Source organism: Pseudomonas thivervalensis, from assembly GCF_001269655.1.
GTDB classification, from domain to species: Bacteria; Pseudomonadota; Gammaproteobacteria; order Pseudomonadales; family Pseudomonadaceae; genus Aquipseudomonas; species Aquipseudomonas thivervalensis.
Genome location: NZ_LHVE01000013.1, coordinates 55,997 through 78,423, shown reverse-complemented (window position 1 = coordinate 78,423; position 22,427 = coordinate 55,997). Strand labels below are relative to the sequence as shown.

Sequence of the window (22,427 nt, the reverse complement as noted above, 5' to 3'; positions counted from 1 at the left end):
ATGCCAGGCCCTGAATTGATCAAGGAGACACTGATGCAAAAGTGGGAAATCACTTTCATTGACGATCACGGTGAACAAACCGTCGAGCAGTTCGACCATGAGCAGGAACCCACCATGGAGCAGGCCGCCCAATTGATCCGCGAAAGGTTTCTACCCGCGCTTAAAAAGCTGGATCTCAACGACTTGGAAGGTCGCACCAAAAACCCGACAGTTGAGAGTCTCGAATCCCAAAACAGTATAAAAATACTCAGCATTACACCGATTTCATGAAACCTTGCCTGGTCTCGCTTGGCAGTGGCCATCACTTGCGGCTACTCTGCAATTGAGATCAGCGAAAGGATCGCCAAGGTCCGGTCTTGTCAGCTACATGCTTGTGTCCCGACGGCTATTTGATGCCGTAACGCTTGCAGCCTGAGGGCTTCACGCACGGGAAGACGGAAAGTCTATCCATTGGTTTCAGGAGGACGTTTCATGAGCACAGCCTATCAAGAAGACATCAGCACCAGCGTATTACGCCGCATGAAAGAAGGCGGTTTCGATTTTTCCCGATTCCATCCCATTGAGTTCTACGCCATTTTCCCGGACGAGGAGCGGGCGCGCAGGGCGGCAGGTCATTTTCGGGGCGAATCGTTGAACGCGCAGATCAGTGCACGGGACGACGGGGCTTGGTCATTGGAACTGAGCCGGGTGATGTACGCCACTTACGATGATATTGGCGACTTCGAGCAAGACTTTGAAGCAGTCGTCGAACCCTTGGGGGGGGTTATCGAGGGCTGGGGGGTCAAGCAAGAGATCCGGCGCCTGCAGGCCTGACAATCCTCACCGCAACCACAGCAACGGCTGACCTTTGTGTCGGCCGTTTTCATGTGCGCATCTGACCCACCGCTATCGCGAGCAGGCTCGCTCCCACAGTTGAGCTCAAGCAGTCACAAAATCTGCATTCACCACGGATCCCTTGTGGGAGCGAGCCTGCTCGCGATGGCGATGGCGATGGCACAGCCAGCCACCGTCAAAGAGTCGACTATGCTCAGGAAAGCGACGCCCCTGCGTCGCAATGAAGCGGGGGGCAGCGGGTCGGGGCCATTTGCCGCACCATAGAAGTGCGCAGCCTGTCAGTGGAGAATCCAACCCGTTGATCATAAAGCGTTTATGCCGATGGCACGGGGCTTGCGAAGCTTGCTGCCAGGGTGACAAGGAGTACGGCATGATCCGCAGCGGTTTTGATGAAATGTACGACGCCAATGGCCAGGTCCGTCCTCATTACGAGGCATTTGCCCGCTGGCTGGCCGATACGCCTGACGAGCTGCTGGCGCAACGCAGGCGCGAAGCGGACCTGTTGTTTCATCGTGCCGGCATTACGTTCACGCTCTACGGGGACGAGCAGGGCACCGAGCGCCTGATCCCGTTCGACACCATCCCGCGCAGCATCCCGGCCAGTGAATGGCGGGTGGTCGAGCGTGGCTGCATCCAAAGGGTCAAGGCGCTGAACATGTTCCTGGCCGACCTCTACCACGAACAACGGATCATCCGCGCCGGCATCATTCCCGCCGAGCAGGTGCTGGCCAACGAGCAATACCAACTGGCGATGCAGGGGCTGGACTTGCACCGTGACATCTATGCCCACATTTGCGGTGTCGACCTGGTCCGAGACGGGGACGGCACCTACTACGTGCTCGAAGACAATCTGCGCACGCCCAGCGGCGTCAGCTACATGCTTGAAGACCGCAAGATGATGATGCGCCTGTTTCCCGAGCTGTTCGCCGCCCAACGCATCGCGCCCATCGACCATTATCCGAACCTGCTGCTCGACACCCTGAAAAGCTCCAGCCCGCTGGACGACCCTAGCGTCGTAGTGTTGACGCCGGGGCGTTTCAACAGCGCGTTCTTCGAGCACGCATTCCTGGCCCGGGAGATGGGCGTGGAGTTGGTGGAAGGCGCCGACCTCTTCGTGCGGGATGACAAGGTGTTCATGCGCACCACCGACGGGCCGAAAGCGGTGGATGTGATCTATCGGCGCCTCGACGACGCATTCCTCGACCCACTGGCTTTCAACCCGGATTCGATGCTCGGCGTACCGGGCCTGTTGTACTCCTACCGTTCCGGCAACGTGGTGCTGGCCAATGCCATCGGCACGGGCGTGGCGGACGACAAGTCGGTGTACCCGTTCGTCACCGACATGATCCGTTTTTACCTGGACGAAGAGCCGATCCTGAAGAATGTTCCTACATGGCAGTGCCGTAATCCTGCTGAGCTTTCCCACGTGCTGGCGAATCTTCCCGAGCTGGTGGTCAAGGAAACCCAGGGCTCCGGTGGTTATGGAATGCTGGTTGGACCGGCCGCGACGACGGCGCAAATCGATGCCTTTCGCGAGCGAATCAAGGCCAAGCCGCACGCTTACATTGCCCAGCCGACGCTGTCGCTTTCGACGTGCCCGACCTTTGTCGAAAACGGCATCGCCCCGCGTCATATCGACTTGCGTCCGTTTGTGCTGGCCGGCCGCGAGACCCGCGTGGTGCCTGGCGGGCTGACACGGGTGGCGCTGCGCGAAGGCTCCCTGGTGGTGAACTCATCCCAGGGTGGTGGAACCAAGGACACCTGGGTGGTCGAGGATTGAGGAGCTGCCATGCTGAGTAGAACCGCCTCGGACCTGTATTGGATGTCGCGCTACCTGGAGCGTGCGGAAAACCTCGCGCGGATGCTCGACGTCAGTTATTCGTTGTCGCTGATGCCCCAGGATGGACGTGGCGACGGCCTGCACGAGCTGGCCATGCCATTGTTGATCACCGGCACGTTGGATGATTACCGGGAGCGACACGGCGACTTGCACGCTGAGCGCTTGCTGCATTTCTTTGCCCTGGAAGCGGCGAACCTGGCCAGCATCTACAGTTGCCTCGGCTCTGCGCGAGCCAGTGCCCACGCGGTACGTGGCCGAATCACCGCCGACATGTGGGAAAACGTCAACGCCACCTGGTTGGATATCCGGGGTATCGCCGAGCAAGGCTTGAACCGCTATGGCATGAGCCGTTTCTGCGAGTGGATCAAGGAGCGATCCCACCTGTTTCGCGGTGCTACCTACGGCACCATCATGCGTAACGACGCGTTCAGGTTCATTCGCCTGGGGACGTTTATCGAAAGGGCCGACAACACCCTGCGCTTGCTCGATGCCCGCTACGAAATGGCCGGCGACCAGGCCGACGCGGTCAGCGATGGCACGGCCCACGCGTACTACCAATGGAGCGCCTTGTTGCGGGCCTTGTCGTCTTTCGAGGCCTACACCGAGATCTACCGTGAAGCCCCGGGCGCTCGCCATGTGGCTGAGCTGTTGCTGTTGCGCGCCGACGTGCCGCGCTCGCTGCGCGCCTGCACCGAAGAAATCAACCAGATCCTCGCCAGCCTACCGGGCACCAACGGCCGACAGGCACAACGGCTGGCGGCGGAAATGGACGCACGCCTGCGCTACACCTGCATCAACGAAATCCTCGACGGGGGCCTGCATGCCTGGCTCACCGAATTCATCCCACTGGTTCGTGAACTGGGTGATGCCATTCACAGTTCCTACCTGGAGGTCATATGAGACTCTCGATCAGCCACGAAACGGCCTACCACTATGAAGACCAGGTTCGCGCCAGCATCCAGTACCTGCGCCTGACACCCCACGACAGCGAACGCCAGCATGTGCTGAGCTGGCAGCTTGATTTGCCGCGGCCGGTGCGGGCGCAGCTGGATCCGTTCGGCAACATCCTGCACGTACTGACCCTGGACGAGCCCCACGAAACGGTCATCATCGGCGCCCGCGGGCAGGTGGATATCGATCCGTTGCGCGAAGCCGAGCATGAAAGCCAGTCGGCGCTGCCGTTCCTGCGCTTCACCCGGCTGACCGAGGCGGACGAAGCCCTTCGGGCCTTCGCCGCGCAGCAATGCCAGCAGCGTCGCGATCGCACGGCGCTGATCGACCTGATGCACGGGCTGAACCAGCACATGCTCTACACCCCGGGCGCCACGGCAGTCGAGACCAGCGCGGCCCAGGCTTTCGCCGGTGGTAGCGGGGTGTGCCAGGACCACACCCATGCCTTCCTGGCCTGCGCGCGTAGCCTGGGCGTGCCAGCGCGGTATGTGTCGGGGTATTTGTTCAGCGAAGAGAGCGAACACCTGGCGAGCCATGCCTGGGCAGAGGCCTGGCTGGACGACGCCTGGTACAGCTTCGACGTGACCAACCAACTGGCTCGCCCGGAGCGCCATTTGAAACTGGCCGTGGGCCTGGATTACCTGGACGCCTGCCCGGTGCGTGGCATGCGCCGCGGCGGTTGTGAGCAGATGCATGCCAAGCTGGTGGTGACAGCGGCGCCAGTGATTACGGTGCAACAGCAATGATCATCTGGCGAGCGAGCTTTTGTGGCGAGGGAGCTTGCTCCCGCTGGGCTGCGTAGCAGCCCCTTGTAAAGCTTGCGAGCGCTTCGCACTCGAGCGGGAGCAAGCTCCCTCGCCACCAAAAATCTATCTCACGGGGCCAATGGCTGCTTGCGCCCCGCCATATGCTTCAAATACCCCACCAGCAAATCCAGCTCCGAGTCTGGCAGCACTGCTGCCGAGAACCCGGGCATCTTGCCCTGGGGCCAGCGTCGCAGGCCTTGCGGGTCGCGAATGTAGCGCTTGAGGAAATCCCCTGAGAAGTATTCGGTCGGATTAAAGGGAACGTTCAGATCGGGACCGAACTGTGCGTCGCCAGCGCCGTTGAGCCGATGACACGCCAGGCAGTTTTTCTGGAACAGCGCGAAACCCTTGTTGACCGGGTCGTCCTTGGCCAGGTTGGGCGCCGGCAACAGCGCCGGGAAGCGTTCGGCCACCGCCGACAGGCGCTTGATGCTCGCCACCGCATAGGGCCATTGTTCCGGGCTGATATGACCTGCCTGAGGATCGGTCCAGACCAGGTAGAAAGGCCCTGCACTGGACTTGCCTTCTCCCAGGGACGGCCAGGGTTGGGCCGGGTCCTCTATCGCCAGCCAGGCCCGGGCCCCGCTCTTGTTGAGTAATGGCGCTGCCGGCATTTCGGCTGCGAAGCCGTCCAGGGCAACGGCCTGCAGGTGGTCGTCCGGCTGGATGCCCGTCAACAGTGACGTCAGTGGCACGGCTCGATAACTCATGGGTTTCTTGTAGGAAACGTCCTCAGCAATCTGGACCATTCGCGCGTCCGGGTGCTTGAGCAGTTCTTCAGTTTGCCAGGTGCGCGTGCTCGCGCCCAACTCCAGCACGAGTTGCGCGGCATAAAGGGGCGTGCTGAGCAGCAACGCCCCGAACACAATGAGAGCTTTCAAATCGATCGCCTTCCATGTCGAGGGGAGCCGCAAAGGTTGGCACAGCCATCGCAGCTCGAACAGAGAACCCATCACATTTTTTGGCGACACAACGTATTGGATGGTGCAGGTGCCCCGCGCAGGATTCAGCCAATCACCTTGGTGATATTCGGCAAAATCAACAGCAGCGTCGTGGCAAAGAGAATGAGTCCGGCTTGACGAACTTTCGATTGTTTGAACATGGCTGACCCGCCTTTTTTGTTATTTCCTAAAGACCAGCCTGCATATCCATGACGGCTGGCGTTGCACTTCCTGTTCCGACAAGCGCCTCGGCAAAACCCGACGACTAACTTGTACAAGGATTACATTAGGGGCCGCGGCCGCCTTGGCTTAGATCCAATTCGTATCAGTTTGTAGAACATCGCTATAAAAAAGGCATGAGGCCCATTGCCACCTTCCTGCTGGCCCTTTTGCTAGACAGCTTGCCCTCCTGAATCGGTTAACCCGATAGCTCGCTACCGTTCGTCTGAGCGTGGTCGTCAACGCCATTGAGCGCTGTGGTCATTGAATCCGGCGCCGCTGGGCTTATGGTTGAGGCATCGCATTACGCCCATGGTTTCGAGGATGGTCATGACCCAAGCTTTGATTTTCGACGCATTACGCACGCCTCGCGGCAAGGGCAAAGCCGACGGAGCCTTGCACAGCGTCAAACCGGTGAACCTGATGGGCGGCCTGCTCAGCGCCTTGCAGCAGCGTATGGACCTGGACACCAGCCAGGTCGACGACATCGTGCTCGGTTGCGTGACGCCGGTGGGAGAGCAGGGCGCCGATATCGCCAAGACGGCTGCGCTGGTGGCCGATTGGGATGTCAGTGTGGCCGGCGTGCAACTCAATCGGTTTTGCGCCTCGGGCCTGGAAGCGGTGAACCTGGCGGCCATGAAGGTGCGTTCCGGGTTCGAAGACCTGGTAGTGGCCGGCGGCGTCGAATCCATGTCCCGGGTGCCCATGGGCAGCGATGGCGGTGCGTGGGCGCTGGATCCGCAATCCAACCTGCACGGCCACTTCATACCCCAGGGCATCGGCGCCGACCTGATCGCCACCTTGGAAGGCTTCAGCCGCGAGGATGTCGACAGCTACGCGCTGCATTCCCAGCAAAAAGCCGCTCGCGCCCGGGCCGACGGTTCGTTCGATAAATCCTTGGTCGCCGTGCGGGACCAGAATGGCATCGTGCTGCTGGATCGCGACGAATTCATCCGCGCCGACTCCACGCTCGAAGGCCTGGGCAAGCTCAAGCCGAGTTTCGAAGTCATGGGCCAGATGGGCTTCGATGGCACGGCGTTGCGGGTCTACAGCCATGTGGAGCGAATCCATCATGTGCACACGCCAGGCAACAGTTCCGGCATCGTCGACGGTGCGGCGCTGATGTTGATCGGTTCCGAAGCCAAGGGGCGCGCCCTGGGCCTGCAACCCCGGGCACGGATCGTCGCCACCGCCGTTACCAGCACCGACCCGACCATCATGCTCACCGGCCCGGCGCCGGCCACCCGCAAGGCCCTGGTCAAGGCCGGGTTGCGGGTGGAGGACATCGACCTGTTCGAAGTCAACGAAGCCTTCGCCTCGGTGGTGCTCAAGTTTATCCGCGACATGGCCATCGACCCTGCCAAGGTCAACGTCAATGGTGGCTCCATCGCCCTGGGACATCCCTTGGGAGCGACCGGGTGCGCAATCCTGGGCACGCTGCTCGACGAATTGGAGGCGCGTCGCCTGCGCTATGGCCTGGCGACCCTCTGTGTCGGCGGCGGCATGGGCATTGCCACCGTCATTGAACGCCTCTGAGCCCGACTTCAAGGAACACTTATGACCGCTGCTATCCGTTACGAAATCGGCCAGGACCGGATCGTCGTCCTGACCCTGGACATGCCGGGCCAGAGCGCCAACACCATGAACGCGCGCTACCGCGAGGCCATGGCCGCCTGCGTCGCCCGTTTGAACGCTGAAAAGGACTCGATTGCCGGGGTGATCATCACCTCGGCCAAGCACACGTTTTTTGCCGGCGGTGACCTCAATGAACTGGTCAAGGTCGGCCAGCCCGAGGCCAAGGCGTTCTACGAGATGGTCCTGCTGCTCAAGGCGCAACTGCGTGCCTTGGAGACCCTGGGAAAGCCCGTGGTGGCGGCGATCAATGGCGCGGCCCTCGGCGGTGGTTGGGAGATCTGTCTGGCCTGCCATCATCGTGTGGCGCTGGACCTGCCATCGGTGCAGCTTGGCTTGCCGGAAGTCACTCTCGGCCTGCTGCCGGGCGGCGGCGGGGTGGTGCGAATGGTGCGCCTGCTCGGCTTGGAAAAGGCCCTGCCGTATTTGCTTGAGGGTAAGAAGGTCAATGCACAACAGGCGTTGCGGGCCGGTTTGATCGATGAGCTGGCGAAGGATCGTGACGAACTGCTGGCCAAGTCCCGGGCCTGGATTCTCACCAACCCCAGTGTCGTGCAACCCTGGGATGCAAGGGGCTATCGGCTGCCGGGGGGCACGCCGTCCGACCCGAAAGTCGCGCAAATGCTGGCGATTGCCCCGTCGATCCTGCGCAACAAGACCCAGGGCTGCCTGCCTGCGCCGGAGAAGATCCTCTGCGCCGCGGTGGAGGGTGCCCAGGTTGATTTCGACACCGCCCACCTGATTGAAACCCGCTACTTCACCGAACTGACCACCGGCCAGGTGGCGAAGAACCTGATCGGTACTTTCTGGTTCCAGCTCAACGAGATCAAGGCTGGCGGTTCTCGCCCACAAGGCTTGGCGCCTTATCTGACAAGAAAAGTCGGCGTGCTTGGTGCGGGCATGATGGGCGCGGGTATTGCCTACGTCAGCGCCGTGGCCGGCATCACGGCGGTACTCAAGGATGTCGATCTGGTGGCTGCGGAGAGGGGCAAGGCCCGTTCGGCGACGTTGCTGGATAAAAAGGTTGCCCGCGGCCAACTGACGGCCGAGCAGCGCGAAGCCACGTTGGCGCGAATTCACCCCACCGACAGCAACGCGGACCTGGCCGGTTGCGACTTGATCATCGAAGCGGTATTCGAAGATCGTGCCCTGAAGGCCAGCGTGTCGGCCGCCGCCCAGGCGGTGGCGGGCGATGATGCGGTGATCGCCTCCAACACCTCGACCTTGCCCATTACCGGTCTGGCCATGGCCGTGCCGGACCCGACGAAGTTTATCGGCCTGCACTTCTTCAGCCCGGTGGAAAAAATGCCCCTGGTGGAGATCATCAAGGGCGTGCGCACCAGTGACGCTACCCTGGCCCGGGGTTTCGATTTTGTCCTGCAGATCAACAAGACGCCGATTGTGGTCAACGACAGTCGCGGTTTCTTCACATCGCGGGTGTTCGGCACCTTTACCAACGAGGGCATCGCCATGCTCGGCGAGGGCGTGAGTGCGCCGATGATCGAAACCGAAGCGCGCAAGGCCGGGATGCCGGTCGGGCCTCTGGCGATCTCTGACGAAGTTTCCCTCAGCCTGATGAGCCATATCCGCACGCAAACCGCCAAGGACCTGCGCGCAGAAGGGAAAACGCCGATTGATCACCCAGCGTTCGCCGTGATTGACTTGCTGCTCAACGAATACAAGCGTCCGGGCAAGGCCGCCGGCGGCGGTTTCTATGAATACCCGGCCAATGGCCAAAAGTACCTGTGGCCGCAACTAAGGAGCCGCTTCGAGCAAGCCGAAGGGCAGATTTCGCCGCAGGATATCCGTGATCGCCTGCTGTTCATCCAAGCCTTGGAAACCGTGCGCTGCGTGGAGGAGGGTGTGCTGACTTCGACGGCTGACGCCAACGTCGGCTCGATCTTCGGCATTGGCTTCGCCGCCTGGACCGGCGGTGCATTGCAGTTCATCAACCAATACGGACTGCAGAACTTTGTCGGTCGTGCCCAGTACCTGGCCGAGCAATACGGCGAGCGCTTCTCACCGCCGGCCTTGTTGTTGGAGAAAGCCGCCCGGCACGAACTGTTCTGACAGACTGGGTAAGGGACTTGCCTTGGGACCATGTTTCAGGGCAGGCTCTGGGGTGTGCAATATTCCCATCACGTGTCAGGTATTTTTTATGTCGCTACGCATCTGCATTCTGGAAACCGATATCCTGCGTCCGGAACTGGTCGACCAATATCAGGGTTACGGGCAGATGTTCCAGCGCCTGTTTTCACAGCAGCCCATCGCGGCCGAATTCATCGTGCACAACGTGATGGAGGGGCATTACCCCAATGATGACGAGGCGTTCGACGCTTATCTGGTGACCGGCAGCAAGGCGGATTCCTTTGGTACCGACCCTTGGATTCAAACCCTCAAGACCTACCTGCTGGAGCGCTACCAGCGCGGCGATAAACTGCTGGGCGTGTGCTTTGGTCATCAACTGCTGGCGCTGTTGCTGGGCGGCAAGACTGAACGCGCCACCCAAGGCTGGGGCGTCGGCACCCATCGCTACACACTCGCCGCCAAGGCGCCGTGGATGAGCCCGGTGATGGAAGAACTGACCTTGCTGATCAGCCATCAGGACCAGGTCACCGAACTGCCCGAAAGCGCGACCGTCATCGCCTCCAGCGATTTCTGCCCGTTCGCGGCCTACCACATCAACGACCAGGTGCTGTGCTTCCAGGGCCACCCGGAATTCATCCACGATTATTCCCGGGCCTTGCTGGAGATTCGACAGCAGCACCTCGGCGAGCAGATCTACAGCCAGGGCGTAGCGAGCCTCGCCTACGAGCATCACGGCACCACGGTGGCGGAGTGGATGATGCGTTTCGTTGCGCACAAGCCGCAGGCTGAAGCCAGCCAAGCCTAGCGATCACCGCTGTCTAATGTGGGAGTGGGGTCTATCCATTCCCTTGTGGGAGCGAGCCTGCTCGCGATGAGTGCCCCACACATCCGACTGAAGAACACTCGCCTACAACCACCCCGACCGCTTGAAACTCGCCCACAACGCCGTACACCCCACGCCGATAAATCCAAGCACCAGAAAATACCCATAGTGCCAGGTCAACTCCGGCATATTTTCGAAGTTCATCCCATAGATCCCGGCGACTGCCGTGGGAAACGCCAGGATCGCCGCCCACGCCGCGAACTTGCGCTGCACTAAGCTCTGGCGCGACGCTTCGAGCAGCACGCCGACTTCGATGGTCTGGCTGGCGATGTCGGCCAGGGTTGCCAAGTCTTCCATCTGCCGCGTGACATGAATCTGCACGTCGCGGAAATAGGGGCTCATGTTCTTGTCGATGAAAGGGAAGTCGAGTCGCTGCAACTCTTCGCTGATCTCCACCATTGGCGCCGCATAGCGACGCAGGCGCAACACGTCGCGGCGCAAGCTGTGCAGGTTCTGGATATCCCGTTCGTTGAGGGAACTGCACAAGACGTTGCGCTCCAGCTCATCGATTTCGGCGTGAATGGCTTCACCCACGGGCTGGTAGTTTTCAATCACGAAATCAAGGATGGCGTAGAGGACGAAATCTTCCCCGTGTTTCAGTAAAAGAGGACGTGCCTCACAACGCTGCCGGACGTGGGCGTAGGACGCCGAATGACCGTTGCGAGCCGTGATGACGTAGCCCTTGCCGGCAAAGATGTGGGTTTCGATGAATTCCAGCTTGCCGTCCTTTCGTATCGGCGAATACGTGACGATGAACAGCGCATCGCCAAAGGTCTCCAGCTTGGGACGGCTGTGTTTCTCCATAGCGTCTTCGATCGCCAGTTCGTGCAGGTTGAACTGACGCTGCAGGTTGGTCAGCTCCAGGGCGCTGGGTTCTTCGAGACCGATCCATACAAAGTGACCAGGCTTGGCAGCCCAGGCACTGCCTTCGTCTAGGGTGATATTGGTGACTTTCTTACCGGCGCTGTAAACCGCAGCAGCAACGACTCTACCCATAATGGTGGTTCACTTCTTATTGGAAAATGGCAGTGGCAGGCAGCGTTCAGCTTAACGCGCCCTGCAGCTTGAGAGTCAGCAAAATCTGCGGAGTTCTGCGGCAAAAGAAAACCCGCCGAGGGGCGGGTTTTCCATTCAGGCGGCTTGTAATTGCCGGTCCATTGTCGCGATGCATTCGCGCATCTGCTCGCGACATTGGGCGATGAGCCTGGGCATGTCATCCATGCTCAATCCGACCGTAGGAATCGCCGGCAACGAGCGTATGAGGATGTCACCGCTGCGCCAGCGATTGAGGCGCATGTGCTGGATGTAGCTGCTGACGCACACCGGAATAATCGGGACTCCGGCGGCGATTGCCATCTGGAACGCACCTTTCTTGAACGGCAGCAGGTCCTCGCCCAGGTTGCGTGTGCCTTCTGGAAAAACCCAGATCGAGGTGTCCTCATGCTGCAACGTATGGGTGGTGGTCAGCATGGACTGTCGCGCCTTGATCGCATTGCCGCGGTCGATCAACACGTTACCGGCCAGCCAGAACAATTGCCCGAACAGCGGCACCCATTTCAGGCTCTTCTTGCCGATGCACACGGTACGGCGCGGCACCACGTTGCCGAACATGAACAGGTCATAGTTGGATTGGTGATTGGCGATGATCACGCAGCCATTGGGCTTATCCACTAGCGTGTCGACCTGCGTCCGGACCCGCAGGCGCAAAATGCACATGGCTGGCAACGCGTACAACCTGGCGCATAAACGACTGTTGTCCGGGTTGAACGGTCGGCACAGGCCCAGCATCACCCCGAGCACACCCGCCAAAACAAAATGCAGGCCCATCAGCAACATACGCAGTACAAACAGCATCAACAGGCCCCATCGGGACAAAAGGTGGCGCAGTGTACGGACGTGCACTGTTTTCGGCAATTGCCCCTGTAGAGGTAGGAAATGGACGATGTTTAAGCGCATGTTTCCGCACGGCGCGACAGAAGCGGCCTAGAGCGGTTGATGATTTTTAAACGGTGCATGTGGGAAAAAGCCCAGCTCCAGGGAAGGGCTGAACCTGTGGCGAGGGAGCTTGCTCCTGCTGGCCCTGTAGGAGCTGACGAGCGGAGCGAGGCTGCGATCTTCCTATTACCAATTGAGTCCGGAGCGAAAGATCAAAAGATCGCAGCCTCGCTCCGCTCGACAGCTCCTACAAGCGTCAGCCCATATGTTCCTGATCCAGCAAAATCGCACTGTCCAGCGTTTCCAGCAGGGCCTTGCGAACTTTCAGCTTGGTGTTCTTGTGGGCGGACATGTTGATTTTCTTCAATTGACGCGCTGCTTCCAGGGCCGCGCCTTGCAGTTCCTCGGCCGACACCACCTTGTCGAGGAAACCCGCATCCACCGCATCCTGGGGATTGAACATCTCCGCATTGATCACCGAACGGTGAAACGCCGACTTGCGCAGGCGGTCACGGGCCAGCTCGATACCGGCGTGGTGCATGGTCATGCCGATCTGCACTTCGTTCAGGCCAATGCTGAACGACCCTTCCACACCAATGCGATAGTCCGCCGAGAGCAGCAGGAACGCACCCTTGGCCACCGCATGCCCCGGGCAAGCGACGACGACAGGGAAGGGGTGCGACAACAGGCGACGGGCCAGCGTCGAGCCAGCCGTGACCAGGCTCACCGCTTCTTTGGGGCCTGCGGTCATCACCTTCAGGTCGTAGCCACCCGACAGAATTCCTGGCTGTCCGGTAATGATCACCACCGCCCGATCCGCCGTCGCCTTGTCCAGCGCATCGTTGAACGCGGCAATCACATCCGGCGAGATGGCATTGACCTTGCCGTTGTTCAAGGTCAGGGTCGCGATACCGTCTTCGAGATGGTAGGCAATCAAGTCGCTCATGACGCTATTCCTTGTAAGAGAAGTGTCGCAGACGTTACCCACCGCCGCAGGCCAGGTAAAGCACCGTGACTGACTCACCGGTCAGCCCCAAGCCCGACAAACAGCCTGGCCCGCCCATCCCGCCAAGCCTTCATCATATAGAGCATTGCCTATACAGCCCCGGAGATTGGCCGGTTTGCCATGCCTAAGTGCGTTTGAAATGCTCGACCAAGCTTAACCGCATGAAAATTCTGAAAAAAACCTTTGCCATCGGAAAAGCTTTCGACTACATTAGCGCGCCTCGACAGACTGAACAGTTTGCCGAGATACGGTGAAGTGTCCGAGTGGCTTAAGGAGCACGCCTGGAAAGTGTGTATACAGGAAACTGTATCGAGAGTTCGAATCTCTCCTTCACCGCCACATTCTACAAACACAAACCCCTGATTTTCCTAGAGAAAGTCGGGGGTTTGTGGTTTTTGGTGCCTGAAAAAGGGCCATATGGGATCAGTTTGGGACCGGACAGGGTTTCCTGGAACCATGATAGGCAGTGAATCACCCAAAAGCAGTGGGTTGATTTCGATTAGTCGTAACAGGTAGAAATCAGCCAAAAACTGCCACGTCGTGTGTCTACTTAGAGGCATTCATGCCGCAATACTGCACCCATTTGCATCGCCACAGCCATTATCCGTATATCGCAATCTGCCGTTATGCCGGCGGCCAGCCACCTGCCGGTTTATAGTTATCATTTACTTCCACTGGTTTTAAGCCAAGCGCCTTGGCAACTTCTGCTTTTTTTGCGTACCTCGTTGTAGTGTGAAAATTTGTCAGCTTCTGTCGCATCTTCCCCAAACCGTAGGCTCCAGGTTCATTATTCTTAATGATCACCTGCCTCGGGTGAGCGCCTTCACCTTCAAAACTATCAGCTTCGAAATTGATCAGTTCTCTGGTCGTAATATTAAGGTTGGCGAAATCGCTTAGATCATAAGCTATAAGAATTGCGCCATGGCTTATATTATTTGAAGGTCGGTAGGTGTTTGTAAGATTGAATATCCACATTGCCGATTCATTATGGGACACCAAACCGCTCCCAACAGCTATGGGGGCATACTGTTTGGGCACCCACCTATAGGAACGTACCATCGCATCACCTCCTTGATTGAAATGGGGTTTGAGCTGTTGGAGATGCTTTATCGATGCAGCAAGCATTCCCTTGGTCAATGGCTGCACGTTCGCATCCTGTAGCACCCCCTGACTGACTGCATTTTAGCTTCGCGCATCACGCTACGAGGTGGATGTCCGGTGCGGAAAACGATTTTTCTGCAGTTTGGCCAGTGTAGTCCGACCTTTCTTGAGTTGCCGCTGTGCAGGGGGATTTATCTGGTTAGCGATCATTTTGTGTCGATCTCAGCTTGGCGCCATCGGCAGAATTCATGGGACTGCCATGGGAGCGCTTGCGCAAATTGTCAGTCTGAAAAGTCTATATATAGGGGTCTTGCTCGCCCAAAAGCACAATCGGAAAAGGTGCGAATTTCCTAACCTTGACTCCACCATCACAATGACTATCCCCGTGTATAGCCGTGCTACAAAACATCCTGTCCAACACGTGGAAAAACTCCGATGCCACTGCTCTCCAACGGCAGGCTCTCCAATCGCTTCGGACTGTTTTGCGTCGCCAGTTTTCTGCTATCCATTTCTTATGGTTCCACCTTCCTGGTCTCGCTGCTGGTGACATCCCTGGGAGGAACTGAGCGCGATGCAGGGCAAGTCTTTGCCGTTGCCATGACGAGTACCCTGGTCGCGGTGGTGGTCTCAGGGCATTTGATGCAACGCGTAGGCGCTGCATCGTGCATGGCCCTTGGCGCTGTATTTCTGGTGATTGCGTCCATGGGGTTTGCACTGTTGTCGGGCCTTGGCATCGGTCTGTTGGCCTGCGGTTTGATGCTGGGGATCGGATGGGGGCTCTTCTACACGGTTGGGCCCATCATGGTGGCGGCGATGGTCGAGCCAGCCAGGCGGACTCATTGCTTCGCGCTTTTGTCGGGCAGCATGTTGACGGGGATCGGTAGTGGCCCTCTTTCAGGCAAGTTGGCCAGCTCCGTTGGGTTACCCCTCCAGACGGCTTTCTTCTTTGCCGCCGTCGCGGCATTGCTGGGTGGTTTGTATTTTTGGTGGTTGAGAACGGGCTTCGCCGAGTTGGAGCGCCGGTCTGGCGATAAGGCTCGGATGGGGCTGAGATCGGCGATGGGCGTGTTGCGCTCGCGTTCAGCGTTGTCCATTTTGATGGTAGGGCTGGGAGGCGCGATCTTCGGCGGCTTGGGCAGTTTCCAGACCAGTTATGCAGCCAGTCAGGGGCTTGACTATTCCCTGTTTTTCGTCGGTTTCATGGGGGCGGCTATCGCTTGTCGGTTGTTGATTGCCGGGTGGGTGGTCAGCCGTGACCCTTTCGCGACCTCTTGCCTGTTGACCACTCTGATGTTGGTCGCCGTGACGGGGTTCGGTGTGTGGGTCCATGACAGTCTGAGTTATGGGTTGACCGCCGCCTTGCTTGGGGTCGGTTATGGTCTCAACTATTCGGTCATTAATGGCTTGGCTGCCAACGAGGCGCCACCTGGACTGACCGCACAAGCACTACTGCTTTTCAGCCTGTCCTACTTCATTGGCGTATTCGGGTTTCCCTTTATCGCCGGCAAGCTCATCAGCAGCACGGGCGTGAATGGGATGCTGCTGAGTGTCGGATTGATCGCTCTGTTTGCCTGGGCCTTGAGTGTCAGCCGCTGGCTGGCCGGGCGATTCTGGAAACCAGCCTCTCTCTGAATGAAAATTCTCCCCTGGCGTGCGATAGCTTCCCGGTGAGGGTGGGAGTTTGAGCACAGGCGCAAGAAGGTCGCTAAGACTGAAGGCAGAAAGGCACGGCAAATTGTTTGATGAACGGCTGTTCGTGGAACTTCGCCACTGAACAGCATCAGGCAACCTCACAGCAGTATCGGGCAAAGGTTTCTGGGCACATGCCGTTAAGGTTCTTCTGGAAGAGCGTCTTATCAACTGCAATGCCGTGAGAGAACATCATGACCAGATGGATGAATTTCGCTTGGCGCGTCCAGGCGCTTGCACTTTCTTTTATATTTTTTACGAACAACGTTTGGGCTTCGGAAAACACCCAGCACGCGAATGCGACTCTGGTCCGCCAGGCGTTCACTAACTGGCAGCAAGGCAAAGGCACGGTGTTCGATCTACTGGCGCCTAATGCGAAATGGACCGTGGCCGGGACGAGTCCTGTTTCCGGTGTCTATAACAGCAAGGCTGAGCTGGCCCAAATCGTGCGGCCGATCACCGCGCGACTGGCAACGCCGATTGTCCCCACGGTGCAAAGTATCGTTGCTCAGAATGATGTCGTGGTTGTTCTGTGGAACGGAACAGCCACGGCGCTTGATCACAAACCCTACAACAACAGCTACCTGTGGCACATGACCTTCAAGGACGGTCAGATCACTGAAGTCACAGCCTTTCTGGACACTTACGTGCTGGACGACCTTATTCGGCGCGTAAAACCTGCACAGTAGCGGTTCGCCCGAAACATTTGCGTTGGACTATCTTGTTGGCTGTGAAGCAGTTCGCTTTTGCGTAGCGTGCTCTTCAAAAGGTTTGCTCGATTCAGAACAAAAACCGGAAATGCGTGGTCTTTGTCAGTACCCCAAGTTCGTCTCTCCCTGAGGTCGCACAATGAGTCTGATCGATTGCCCTGAATGCGCTTCCAAAATTTCCGACAAGGCCTACGCCTGCCCACATTGCGGTAATCCTTTCCGGGAGCCGAGTTTCCGCCTGACCGAGAAGAACGTGGGGCAGATTGCCGGGGTGACCGGCGTCTGGCTCACCGCGCCCTGGATCGCGCGGATGGTCTTTGGCGTAGTGGCCGTGATTGCTGTGGCGGCGGTGTTGATCTTGCGATGACCGGTATCCGCAATTGTCGGCTTAGGTATTCAACGGCAATTGCGGACTGTCCGGATTCAACTGTTGTCGCCTGAACTGCCCCGGCGGCTGTCCATGTATCTGGCGAAAACGCCTGGAAAAATAAGCCTCGTCGGCAAACCCGCACAACCTCGCCACTTCGCCCACCGGCCGTGTGCCATTGAGCAGGTAATTGCGCGCCGCATGCATCCGACGTTCGAGCACCAGTTCGGTAAAGGTCTTGCCGATTTCCTTGCGCAGCCAGTGGGTCAGGTACGTCGGCGACAGGTAGGTCGCCGCCGCCACTTTGATCAGGTTGAGGTCCGGGTCGGCGATGTTCTTGCGCAAGTACTCGGACATCCTGCCCAGCGCATCGCGTCGGCTGACTTCGGCGGCATTCTCTTCGGCCAGGCGCTTGAGCGGCTCGGCGTACAAGGCGCAGACGCTGCCGATCAGTTGCAGCAACAAGCCCTTGAGCATCTCGCGGGTGCCGAATTGTCGATTCTCGTCCAGTGCGCGCATTTGCGTGATCAATGCGCATACCTTGGCGAAATCGTCGTCGCCGAGAATGAAGTCCAGATGTTCTTGAAAACGGAACGGCGACAGTTCCGGCGCCAACAGGATCGAAACCTCCTCCAGATCCATGGGATCGCACTGCAAGTGCGGCAGCAGGAACGTTTGGGAGAAGTTGATCACGATGAAATTGCTGTCCGCCGGGTGCGGAATCACGTGCACGCGGTGGGGCAGGATGAAGGCCAGGGTATTGCGCGGAAACGGCCGTTCGACATTGCCAATGTGTTGCACGGTGTCGCCGCCGAGGTTGATCTGGATCTGGAAGTACTCATGGCGATGCGGGCTGGTTTCCGCGCGTCGTCCTTTTTTGTCGCGGATATAGAAGTCGGTCAATTCGCTGCGTTGCTGCATGACATAGGTGGGGACTCGGCTCGGTGATGACATCTCCTGGGAATCCTTTGCGTGGCATGGCGGTGACGACGATTGTGACGGTGCATCTGGCCGATTTTCAAGGTGTTATACGATGACAAGGTGTCTGGACTGAATTTTCTGTAGTCCGAGGATGGCGGTTGCTTGTCCAAAACGACAAATTCGTGTTTTCAGGATTTATCTTTTAAAAACAGGCAGTTATTAGAAAGCTGAAAACAGTTTTAAAAAACTCAGTGATCTTGTTTTTTTGGACAGGTTTCTTCGACACGGTTTAGACCGGGAAAAATGATCTAACACCTCAGTTGATTTTGAATAGTTGTACGACCACTGTTGGGGCCACGCAACCCGACCCTCCCTCCAAAAACAATCCAAGGTGCGCACATCATGAACTTGTTCCTGCTTCACGCTGACCCTCCCGACTGTTCCTGCGACAGATCTTGTTGCAAGGCTTCTTTGAACACCTGACACCGGCTGTTCACGCCTCTCATTCCTGTAGCGATTGTTCTGCCCCGGCATCGAGGGCATTGATTTCGGCTGCTCGTAAACATTTCGACGCTTCTAACAATAACGAGGTCCACCATGTCGAACTCCCACACCTCCCAAATTGCCAGCGCCCGGGACGCCGTGGTACCTGAGCGCCTGCCGTCGCGGCGGCGTTGGTTCATGCTGTCGTTGCTGCTGATCGCGACGATCATCAACTACATCGATCGGGTGAATATTTCGATTGCCGCGCCGTTCCTCGCCAAGGACCTGGGCCTGGACAAGATCGAGATGGGCCTGATTTTTTCTGCGTTTGCCTGGACCTACGCCATTGCACTGGTGCCCGCCGGGTTCATCGCCGATCGCTTCGGTTCCCGGTTCACCTACGGGGTGTCGCTGATCAGTTGGTCGACCGTCACCGTGTGCCAGGGCTTTGCCACGGGCTTCGCTTCGCTGTTTGGCCTGCGCCTGGCGGTCGGCGCGATGGAAGCACCGGCGTTTCCGGCCAATAGTAGGGCGGTCACGGTGTGGTTCCCGGCGCGTGAGCGGGGCCTGGCCAGCAGCATTTACGTCTGCGGCCAGTACTTGGGCACGGCGCTGTTTACCGGTGCGCTGCTGTGGCTGGCGACCACTTATGACTGGCGCCATGTGTTCTACAGCACGGGTGCACTCGGCATCGTTTTCGGTGTGGCCTGGCTGTGCCTGTATCGCGACCCGATGAACTGCAAGAAAGTCAGCCAGGAAGAACTCAAGTACATCGAGGCCGGGGGCGGGCTGGTCAAGAGCAGCCAGGAGCGCACCCGATTCAACTGGCGGCAGATCGCCGAGCTGTTCAGCTATCGGCAGGTCTGGGCGATTTGTATCGGTAAGTTCGCCAGCACCTCGGCGCTGTACTTCTTTCTCACCTGGTTCCCCACGTACCTGATCGAAGAGCGTCAACTGACCATGATCAAGGCCGGGATCTTTGCCGTGCTGCCGTTCGTGGGCGCGACGGTGGGGATCCTGCTCGCCGGGATCGTCTCCGATCTGCTGATCCGTCGCGGCTATTCGCTGTCCTTTGCCCGCAAGTTGCCGCTGGTGGTCGGCTCGATGCTGGGCATGTCCATCGTGCTGGTGAATTTCACCGATTCGAACGTGATCTGCATCGCTGTGCTGACGATTGCCTTCTTCGCCCAGGGCATCGCTTCGTCCTCGTGGGCGGCGGTGTCGGAAGTGGCGCCCAAGGAACTGATCGGGCTGACCGGCGGGATCACCAGCCTGGCGGCCAACATCGGCGGCATCGTCACCCCCATCGTAATTGGCGCGATTGTCCACAAGACCGGCTCATTTGCCTTGGCCTTCTGGTTCATCGGCGGTGTGGCGCTGATTGGCACCTTGTCCTATTCGTTGCTGCTTGGCCGTTTGTATCGCATTGAACTCAAGGCGCGCTGAGCCCGGAAAAAAGCTGTTTTTCTCCAACACGAGGCGGCATTCCTCCAACTTAGCCAGGGATTGCCGCCGTACGCTGACGTTTCTATCAGGACTTTTACCAGGATGAACATGCCCGAGTATGTCTTTACCCCGGACTTGCCAGTGACCCTGCCGGTTGTTGGCACTGCGCAGCGTTTTCCCGTTGGCCGGGTCTTTTGCGTTGGTCGCAACTACCCTTGGCCCGATACCCAGGGTGAATCCCGCGTGCCACCGGTGTTTTTCATGAAACCAGCCAGTTGTGTGGTGGACGCGGTCGGTGGCGTGACGTTTCCACCGATGACCCAGGAGTTCGCTCACGAAATCGAATTGGTCGTGGCCATCGGCGAGGGCGGCACCAACATCCCTGAGGACCAGGCGCTGGCCTATGTGTGGGGCTACGCGGCGGGTCTGGACCTGACCCGGCGTGATGTCCAGCGCCTGGCCAAGCGCAACGGTTTGCCGTGGGAGGGCGCCAAGGTGTTCGACGGTGCCGCGCCGATGACAGCCATCGTGCCGGTCTCGCGGGCGGGGCACCCCGAAGGCGAGTTGTGGCTGAACGTGAACGGTGAAGAGCGCCAGCGCGACAGCCTCGACAGCCAGATCTGGTCGGTCAGTGAAGTGATCGCCCGCATCTCCCAATCGGTGGCGCTGCGGGCCGGCGACTTGATCATGACCGGCAGCCCGGCAGGCGTCGATGTGCTGCAGCCGGGCGATGTCATCACGGCCGGCATCGACGGCATCGGCAAACTGGAAATGCGCGTCGGTCCGCGTTTATCTGACTGAATTCGAGCAGGGAGAATCCATATGTCCAACACATTGAAAGTGGCTCTGGTGACTGGCGCCGGCAGCGGGATTGGCCGAGCGGTGGCCCTGGGCCTGATGGCAGACGGCTACACGCTGGTGCTGGCCGGGCGCCGCCCCGAGCCCTTGCAGACATTGGTCGAGTTGGCGGCCTGCGAGGGGCGTGAAGCCCTGGCGGTGCCCACCGATGTGCGCGATCCGGCCAGTGTCGATGCGCTGTTTGCCGCCATCGCCGAGGCCTACGGACGCCTGGACGTCGTGTTCAACAACGCCGGCGTCAATGCGCCCGCCGTGCCGCTGGATGAGCTGACGTTCGAGCAATGGCGAAACGTGATCGACACCAACCTCAACGGCGTTTTCCTGTGCGCCCGTGGTGCCTTCGGCCTGATGCGCCGGCAACAGCCCCAGGGTGGACGGATCATCAACAACGGTTCGATTTCGGCCCACACCCCACGGCCGTTCAGCAGCGCCTACACCGCCAGTAAACACGCGGTGCTGGGGCTGACCAAATCCCTGGCCCTGGACGGGCGCGAATACAACATCGCCTGCAGCCAGATCGACATCGGCAACGCCCTCACCGAAATGTCCGTGCGCATGACCCAGGGCGTGCGTCAGGCCAACGGCAGCATCGCGGTGGAGCCGATGGTCGACGTCAAGCACGTCGCCGATGCGGTGCGCTACATCGCCGGCCTGCCGTTGTCGGCCAACGTCCTGAACATGACCGTCATGGCCACGGCCATGCCGTTTGCCGGTCGTGGTTGAGCCAGTCTTTTCCATTCCGTTACGAGGTCTACATGAAGCCAGAAGTCTTGCAGCTCAGCCCAATCCTGATCCCTGAAATCAATGTCCGGCTCAACGAACTGTTCACGGTGCGGCGCTATTTCGAACAGGCTGACAAACAAGCCTATCTACAAGAACACGGCGCCAACATTCGCGGTGTGATCACCGGTGGGCATACCGGCATCAGCCAGGCGCTCATGGCACAACTGCCCCAACTGGAAGTGGTCGCGGTCAACGGCGTGGGCACCGATGCGGTGGACCTGGCCTACGCCAGGGATCGCGGAATCCGCGTCACGGCCACCGTCGGCGCGCTGACCGAAGATGTCGCCGACCTGGCGATCGGCTTGTTGATTGCCGTGTGCCGGGGTCTGTGCACCGGTGATCGCTACGTGCGCTCCGGCCAATGGCCCCAGAGCCCGACGCCACTGTCTCCGCTGCCATTGGCCCGGCAGGTGTCCGGCATGCGCATCGGCATCGTCGGCATGGGCCGGGTTGGTCGCGCCGTCGCGACACGCGCCGCCGCGTTCGGGTGTCCGATTCGCTATACCGATCTGCAACCCATGAGCGATGTGAATTACACCTTCGTCGCCGACCTCAAGCAACTGGCCCACGACAGCGATGCCCTGATCCTCGCGGCCGCCGCTGACAAGGCTGATGCCCTCATCGATGCCGAGGTGCTGCAAGCGCTGGGCAAGGGCGGCTACTTGATCAACGTGGCCCGCGGCAAACTGGTCAACGAGGCCGACCTTGTGGCGACGCTGACCGCCGGAGAAATCGCCGGTGCGGCGCTGGATGTGTTCGTCGATGAACCGCACGTGCCCGAGACGTTGTTTGGCAATGAACAGGTGGTGCTGCAACCGCACCGGGCGAGTGCGACGTTGCAGACCCGCACGCGGATGGGGGAGATGGTGGTGGCGAGTCTGGTGGATAGTTTTGCTGGGAAGGTGCCGCAGGGGTGTGTGACGGGGTGAACGGG

At 59.3% G+C, this 22,427-nt stretch carries 21 protein-coding genes and 1 tRNA gene; 16 read left to right on the top strand and 6 right to left on the bottom strand.

Annotation, left to right across the window (positions count from 1 at the left end; translation table 11 throughout):
* Nucleotides 1-33: 33 nt before the first annotated feature.
* The 5 genes from AD659_RS18190 (at nt 34) to AD659_RS18170 (ending at nt 4,371) form a co-directional block, all read left to right on the top strand.
* Nucleotides 34-270: a hypothetical protein gene (locus AD659_RS18190; protein ID WP_053123754.1), complete on the top strand. Its 237-nt coding sequence runs from the start codon at nt 34-36 to the stop codon at nt 268-270.
* A gap of 201 nt (nt 271-471) precedes the next feature.
* Nucleotides 472-813 (top strand): ribonuclease E inhibitor RraB, encoded by a 342-nt coding sequence (locus AD659_RS18185; protein WP_003179463.1) that lies wholly within the window; start codon nt 472-474, stop codon nt 811-813.
* A 391-nt stretch (nt 814-1,204) separates the two neighbouring features.
* Entirely contained in the window at nt 1,205-2,614 is a 1,410-nt protein-coding gene (locus tag AD659_RS18180) for a circularly permuted type 2 ATP-grasp protein (RefSeq protein WP_053123752.1), read from the top strand.
* 9 nt (nt 2,615-2,623) lie between these two features.
* Nucleotides 2,624-3,574: an alpha-E domain-containing protein gene (locus AD659_RS18175; protein WP_053123750.1), complete on the top strand. Its 951-nt coding sequence runs from the start codon at nt 2,624-2,626 to the stop codon at nt 3,572-3,574.
* Nucleotides 3,571-4,371 carry a transglutaminase family protein gene (locus tag AD659_RS18170; RefSeq protein ID WP_053123748.1) on the top strand — a complete coding sequence of 267 codons (801 nt, stop codon included), beginning with the start codon at nt 3,571-3,573 and terminating at the stop codon, nt 4,369-4,371. Before AD659_RS18175 ends, AD659_RS18170 begins: the two co-directional genes overlap by 4 nt.
* Before the next feature lie 128 nt (nt 4,372-4,499).
* Here AD659_RS18170 and AD659_RS18165 read toward each other — a convergent pair whose 3' ends face one another.
* A complete protein-coding gene (locus tag AD659_RS18165; protein ID WP_053123747.1) occupies nt 4,500-5,312 on the bottom strand; it encodes a c-type cytochrome in 813 nt (270 codons plus the stop codon).
* Nucleotides 5,313-5,921: 609 nt separating this feature from the next.
* Here AD659_RS18165 and AD659_RS18160 point away from each other — a divergent pair.
* The 3 genes from AD659_RS18160 (at nt 5,922) to AD659_RS18150 (ending at nt 10,116) form a co-directional block, all read left to right on the top strand.
* Entirely contained in the window at nt 5,922-7,127 is a 1,206-nt protein-coding gene (locus tag AD659_RS18160; RefSeq protein ID WP_053124187.1) for an acetyl-CoA C-acetyltransferase, read from the top strand.
* A 21-nt stretch (nt 7,128-7,148) separates the two neighbouring features.
* Nucleotides 7,149-9,293, top strand: coding sequence for a 3-hydroxyacyl-CoA dehydrogenase NAD-binding domain-containing protein (locus tag AD659_RS18155; RefSeq protein ID WP_053123745.1), 2,145 nt, complete (start codon nt 7,149-7,151; stop codon nt 9,291-9,293).
* 88 nt (nt 9,294-9,381) lie between these two features.
* Nucleotides 9,382-10,116, top strand: coding sequence for an amidotransferase (locus AD659_RS18150; protein ID WP_053123743.1), 735 nt, complete (start codon nt 9,382-9,384; stop codon nt 10,114-10,116).
* Between the two features lie 102 nt (nt 10,117-10,218).
* On the opposite strand, the gene AD659_RS18145 is transcribed toward AD659_RS18150, so the two are convergent.
* The 3 genes from AD659_RS18145 to AD659_RS18135 form a co-directional block, all read right to left on the bottom strand.
* Nucleotides 10,219-11,190, bottom strand: coding sequence for a magnesium and cobalt transport protein CorA (locus AD659_RS18145; RefSeq protein ID WP_053123741.1), 972 nt, complete (start codon nt 11,188-11,190; stop codon nt 10,219-10,221).
* 135 nt (nt 11,191-11,325) lie between these two features.
* Entirely contained in the window at nt 11,326-12,048 is a 723-nt protein-coding gene (locus AD659_RS18140) for a 1-acylglycerol-3-phosphate O-acyltransferase (RefSeq protein ID WP_053123739.1), read from the bottom strand.
* A 337-nt stretch (nt 12,049-12,385) separates the two neighbouring features.
* Entirely contained in the window at nt 12,386-13,075 is a 690-nt protein-coding gene (locus AD659_RS18135) for a crotonase/enoyl-CoA hydratase family protein (protein WP_053123736.1), read from the bottom strand.
* Nucleotides 13,076-13,384: 309 nt separating this feature from the next.
* On the opposite strand from AD659_RS18135, the gene AD659_RS18130 reads away from it, so the two are divergent.
* Nucleotides 13,385-13,474, top strand: a tRNA-Ser gene (locus AD659_RS18130).
* A 285-nt stretch (nt 13,475-13,759) separates the two neighbouring features.
* Here the strand turns inward: AD659_RS18130 and AD659_RS18125 are convergent.
* A complete protein-coding gene (locus tag AD659_RS18125; RefSeq protein WP_153043891.1) occupies nt 13,760-14,281 on the bottom strand; it encodes a hypothetical protein in 522 nt (173 codons plus the stop codon).
* Between the two features lie 390 nt (nt 14,282-14,671).
* Here AD659_RS18125 and AD659_RS18120 point away from each other — a divergent pair, with 390 nt between their 5' ends.
* The 3 genes from AD659_RS18120 (at nt 14,672) to AD659_RS18110 (ending at nt 17,002) form a co-directional block, all read left to right on the top strand.
* Nucleotides 14,672-15,868, top strand: a complete 1,197-nt coding sequence (locus tag AD659_RS18120; protein WP_053123732.1) for an MFS transporter — start codon at nt 14,672-14,674, stop codon at nt 15,866-15,868.
* A gap of 263 nt (nt 15,869-16,131) precedes the next feature.
* Nucleotides 16,132-16,614, top strand: coding sequence for a nuclear transport factor 2 family protein (locus AD659_RS18115; protein WP_053123730.1), 483 nt, complete (start codon nt 16,132-16,134; stop codon nt 16,612-16,614).
* Nucleotides 16,615-16,774: 160 nt separating this feature from the next.
* A complete protein-coding gene (locus AD659_RS18110) occupies nt 16,775-17,002 on the top strand; it encodes a zinc ribbon domain-containing protein (protein WP_053123728.1) in 228 nt (75 codons plus the stop codon).
* A gap of 21 nt (nt 17,003-17,023) precedes the next feature.
* On the opposite strand, the gene AD659_RS18105 is transcribed toward AD659_RS18110, so the two are convergent.
* Nucleotides 17,024-17,956 carry a helix-turn-helix transcriptional regulator gene (locus AD659_RS18105; protein ID WP_053123726.1) on the bottom strand — a complete coding sequence of 311 codons (933 nt, stop codon included), beginning with the start codon at nt 17,954-17,956 and terminating at the stop codon, nt 17,024-17,026.
* A 564-nt stretch (nt 17,957-18,520) separates the two neighbouring features.
* Here AD659_RS18105 and AD659_RS18100 point away from each other — a divergent pair.
* The 4 genes from AD659_RS18100 (at nt 18,521) to AD659_RS18085 (ending at nt 22,422) form a co-directional block, all read left to right on the top strand.
* Complete coding sequence (locus tag AD659_RS18100; protein ID WP_053123724.1) at nt 18,521-19,852, top strand: MFS transporter; 1,332 nt, start codon at nt 18,521-18,523, stop codon at nt 19,850-19,852.
* A 102-nt stretch (nt 19,853-19,954) separates the two neighbouring features.
* Entirely contained in the window at nt 19,955-20,653 is a 699-nt protein-coding gene (locus AD659_RS18095) for a fumarylacetoacetate hydrolase family protein (RefSeq protein WP_053123722.1), read from the top strand.
* A gap of 21 nt (nt 20,654-20,674) precedes the next feature.
* A complete protein-coding gene (locus tag AD659_RS18090) occupies nt 20,675-21,433 on the top strand; it encodes an SDR family oxidoreductase (RefSeq protein WP_053123721.1) in 759 nt (252 codons plus the stop codon).
* 32 nt (nt 21,434-21,465) lie between these two features.
* A complete protein-coding gene (locus tag AD659_RS18085) occupies nt 21,466-22,422 on the top strand; it encodes a 2-hydroxyacid dehydrogenase (protein WP_053123719.1) in 957 nt (318 codons plus the stop codon).
* Nucleotides 22,423-22,427: the final 5 nt, after the last annotated feature.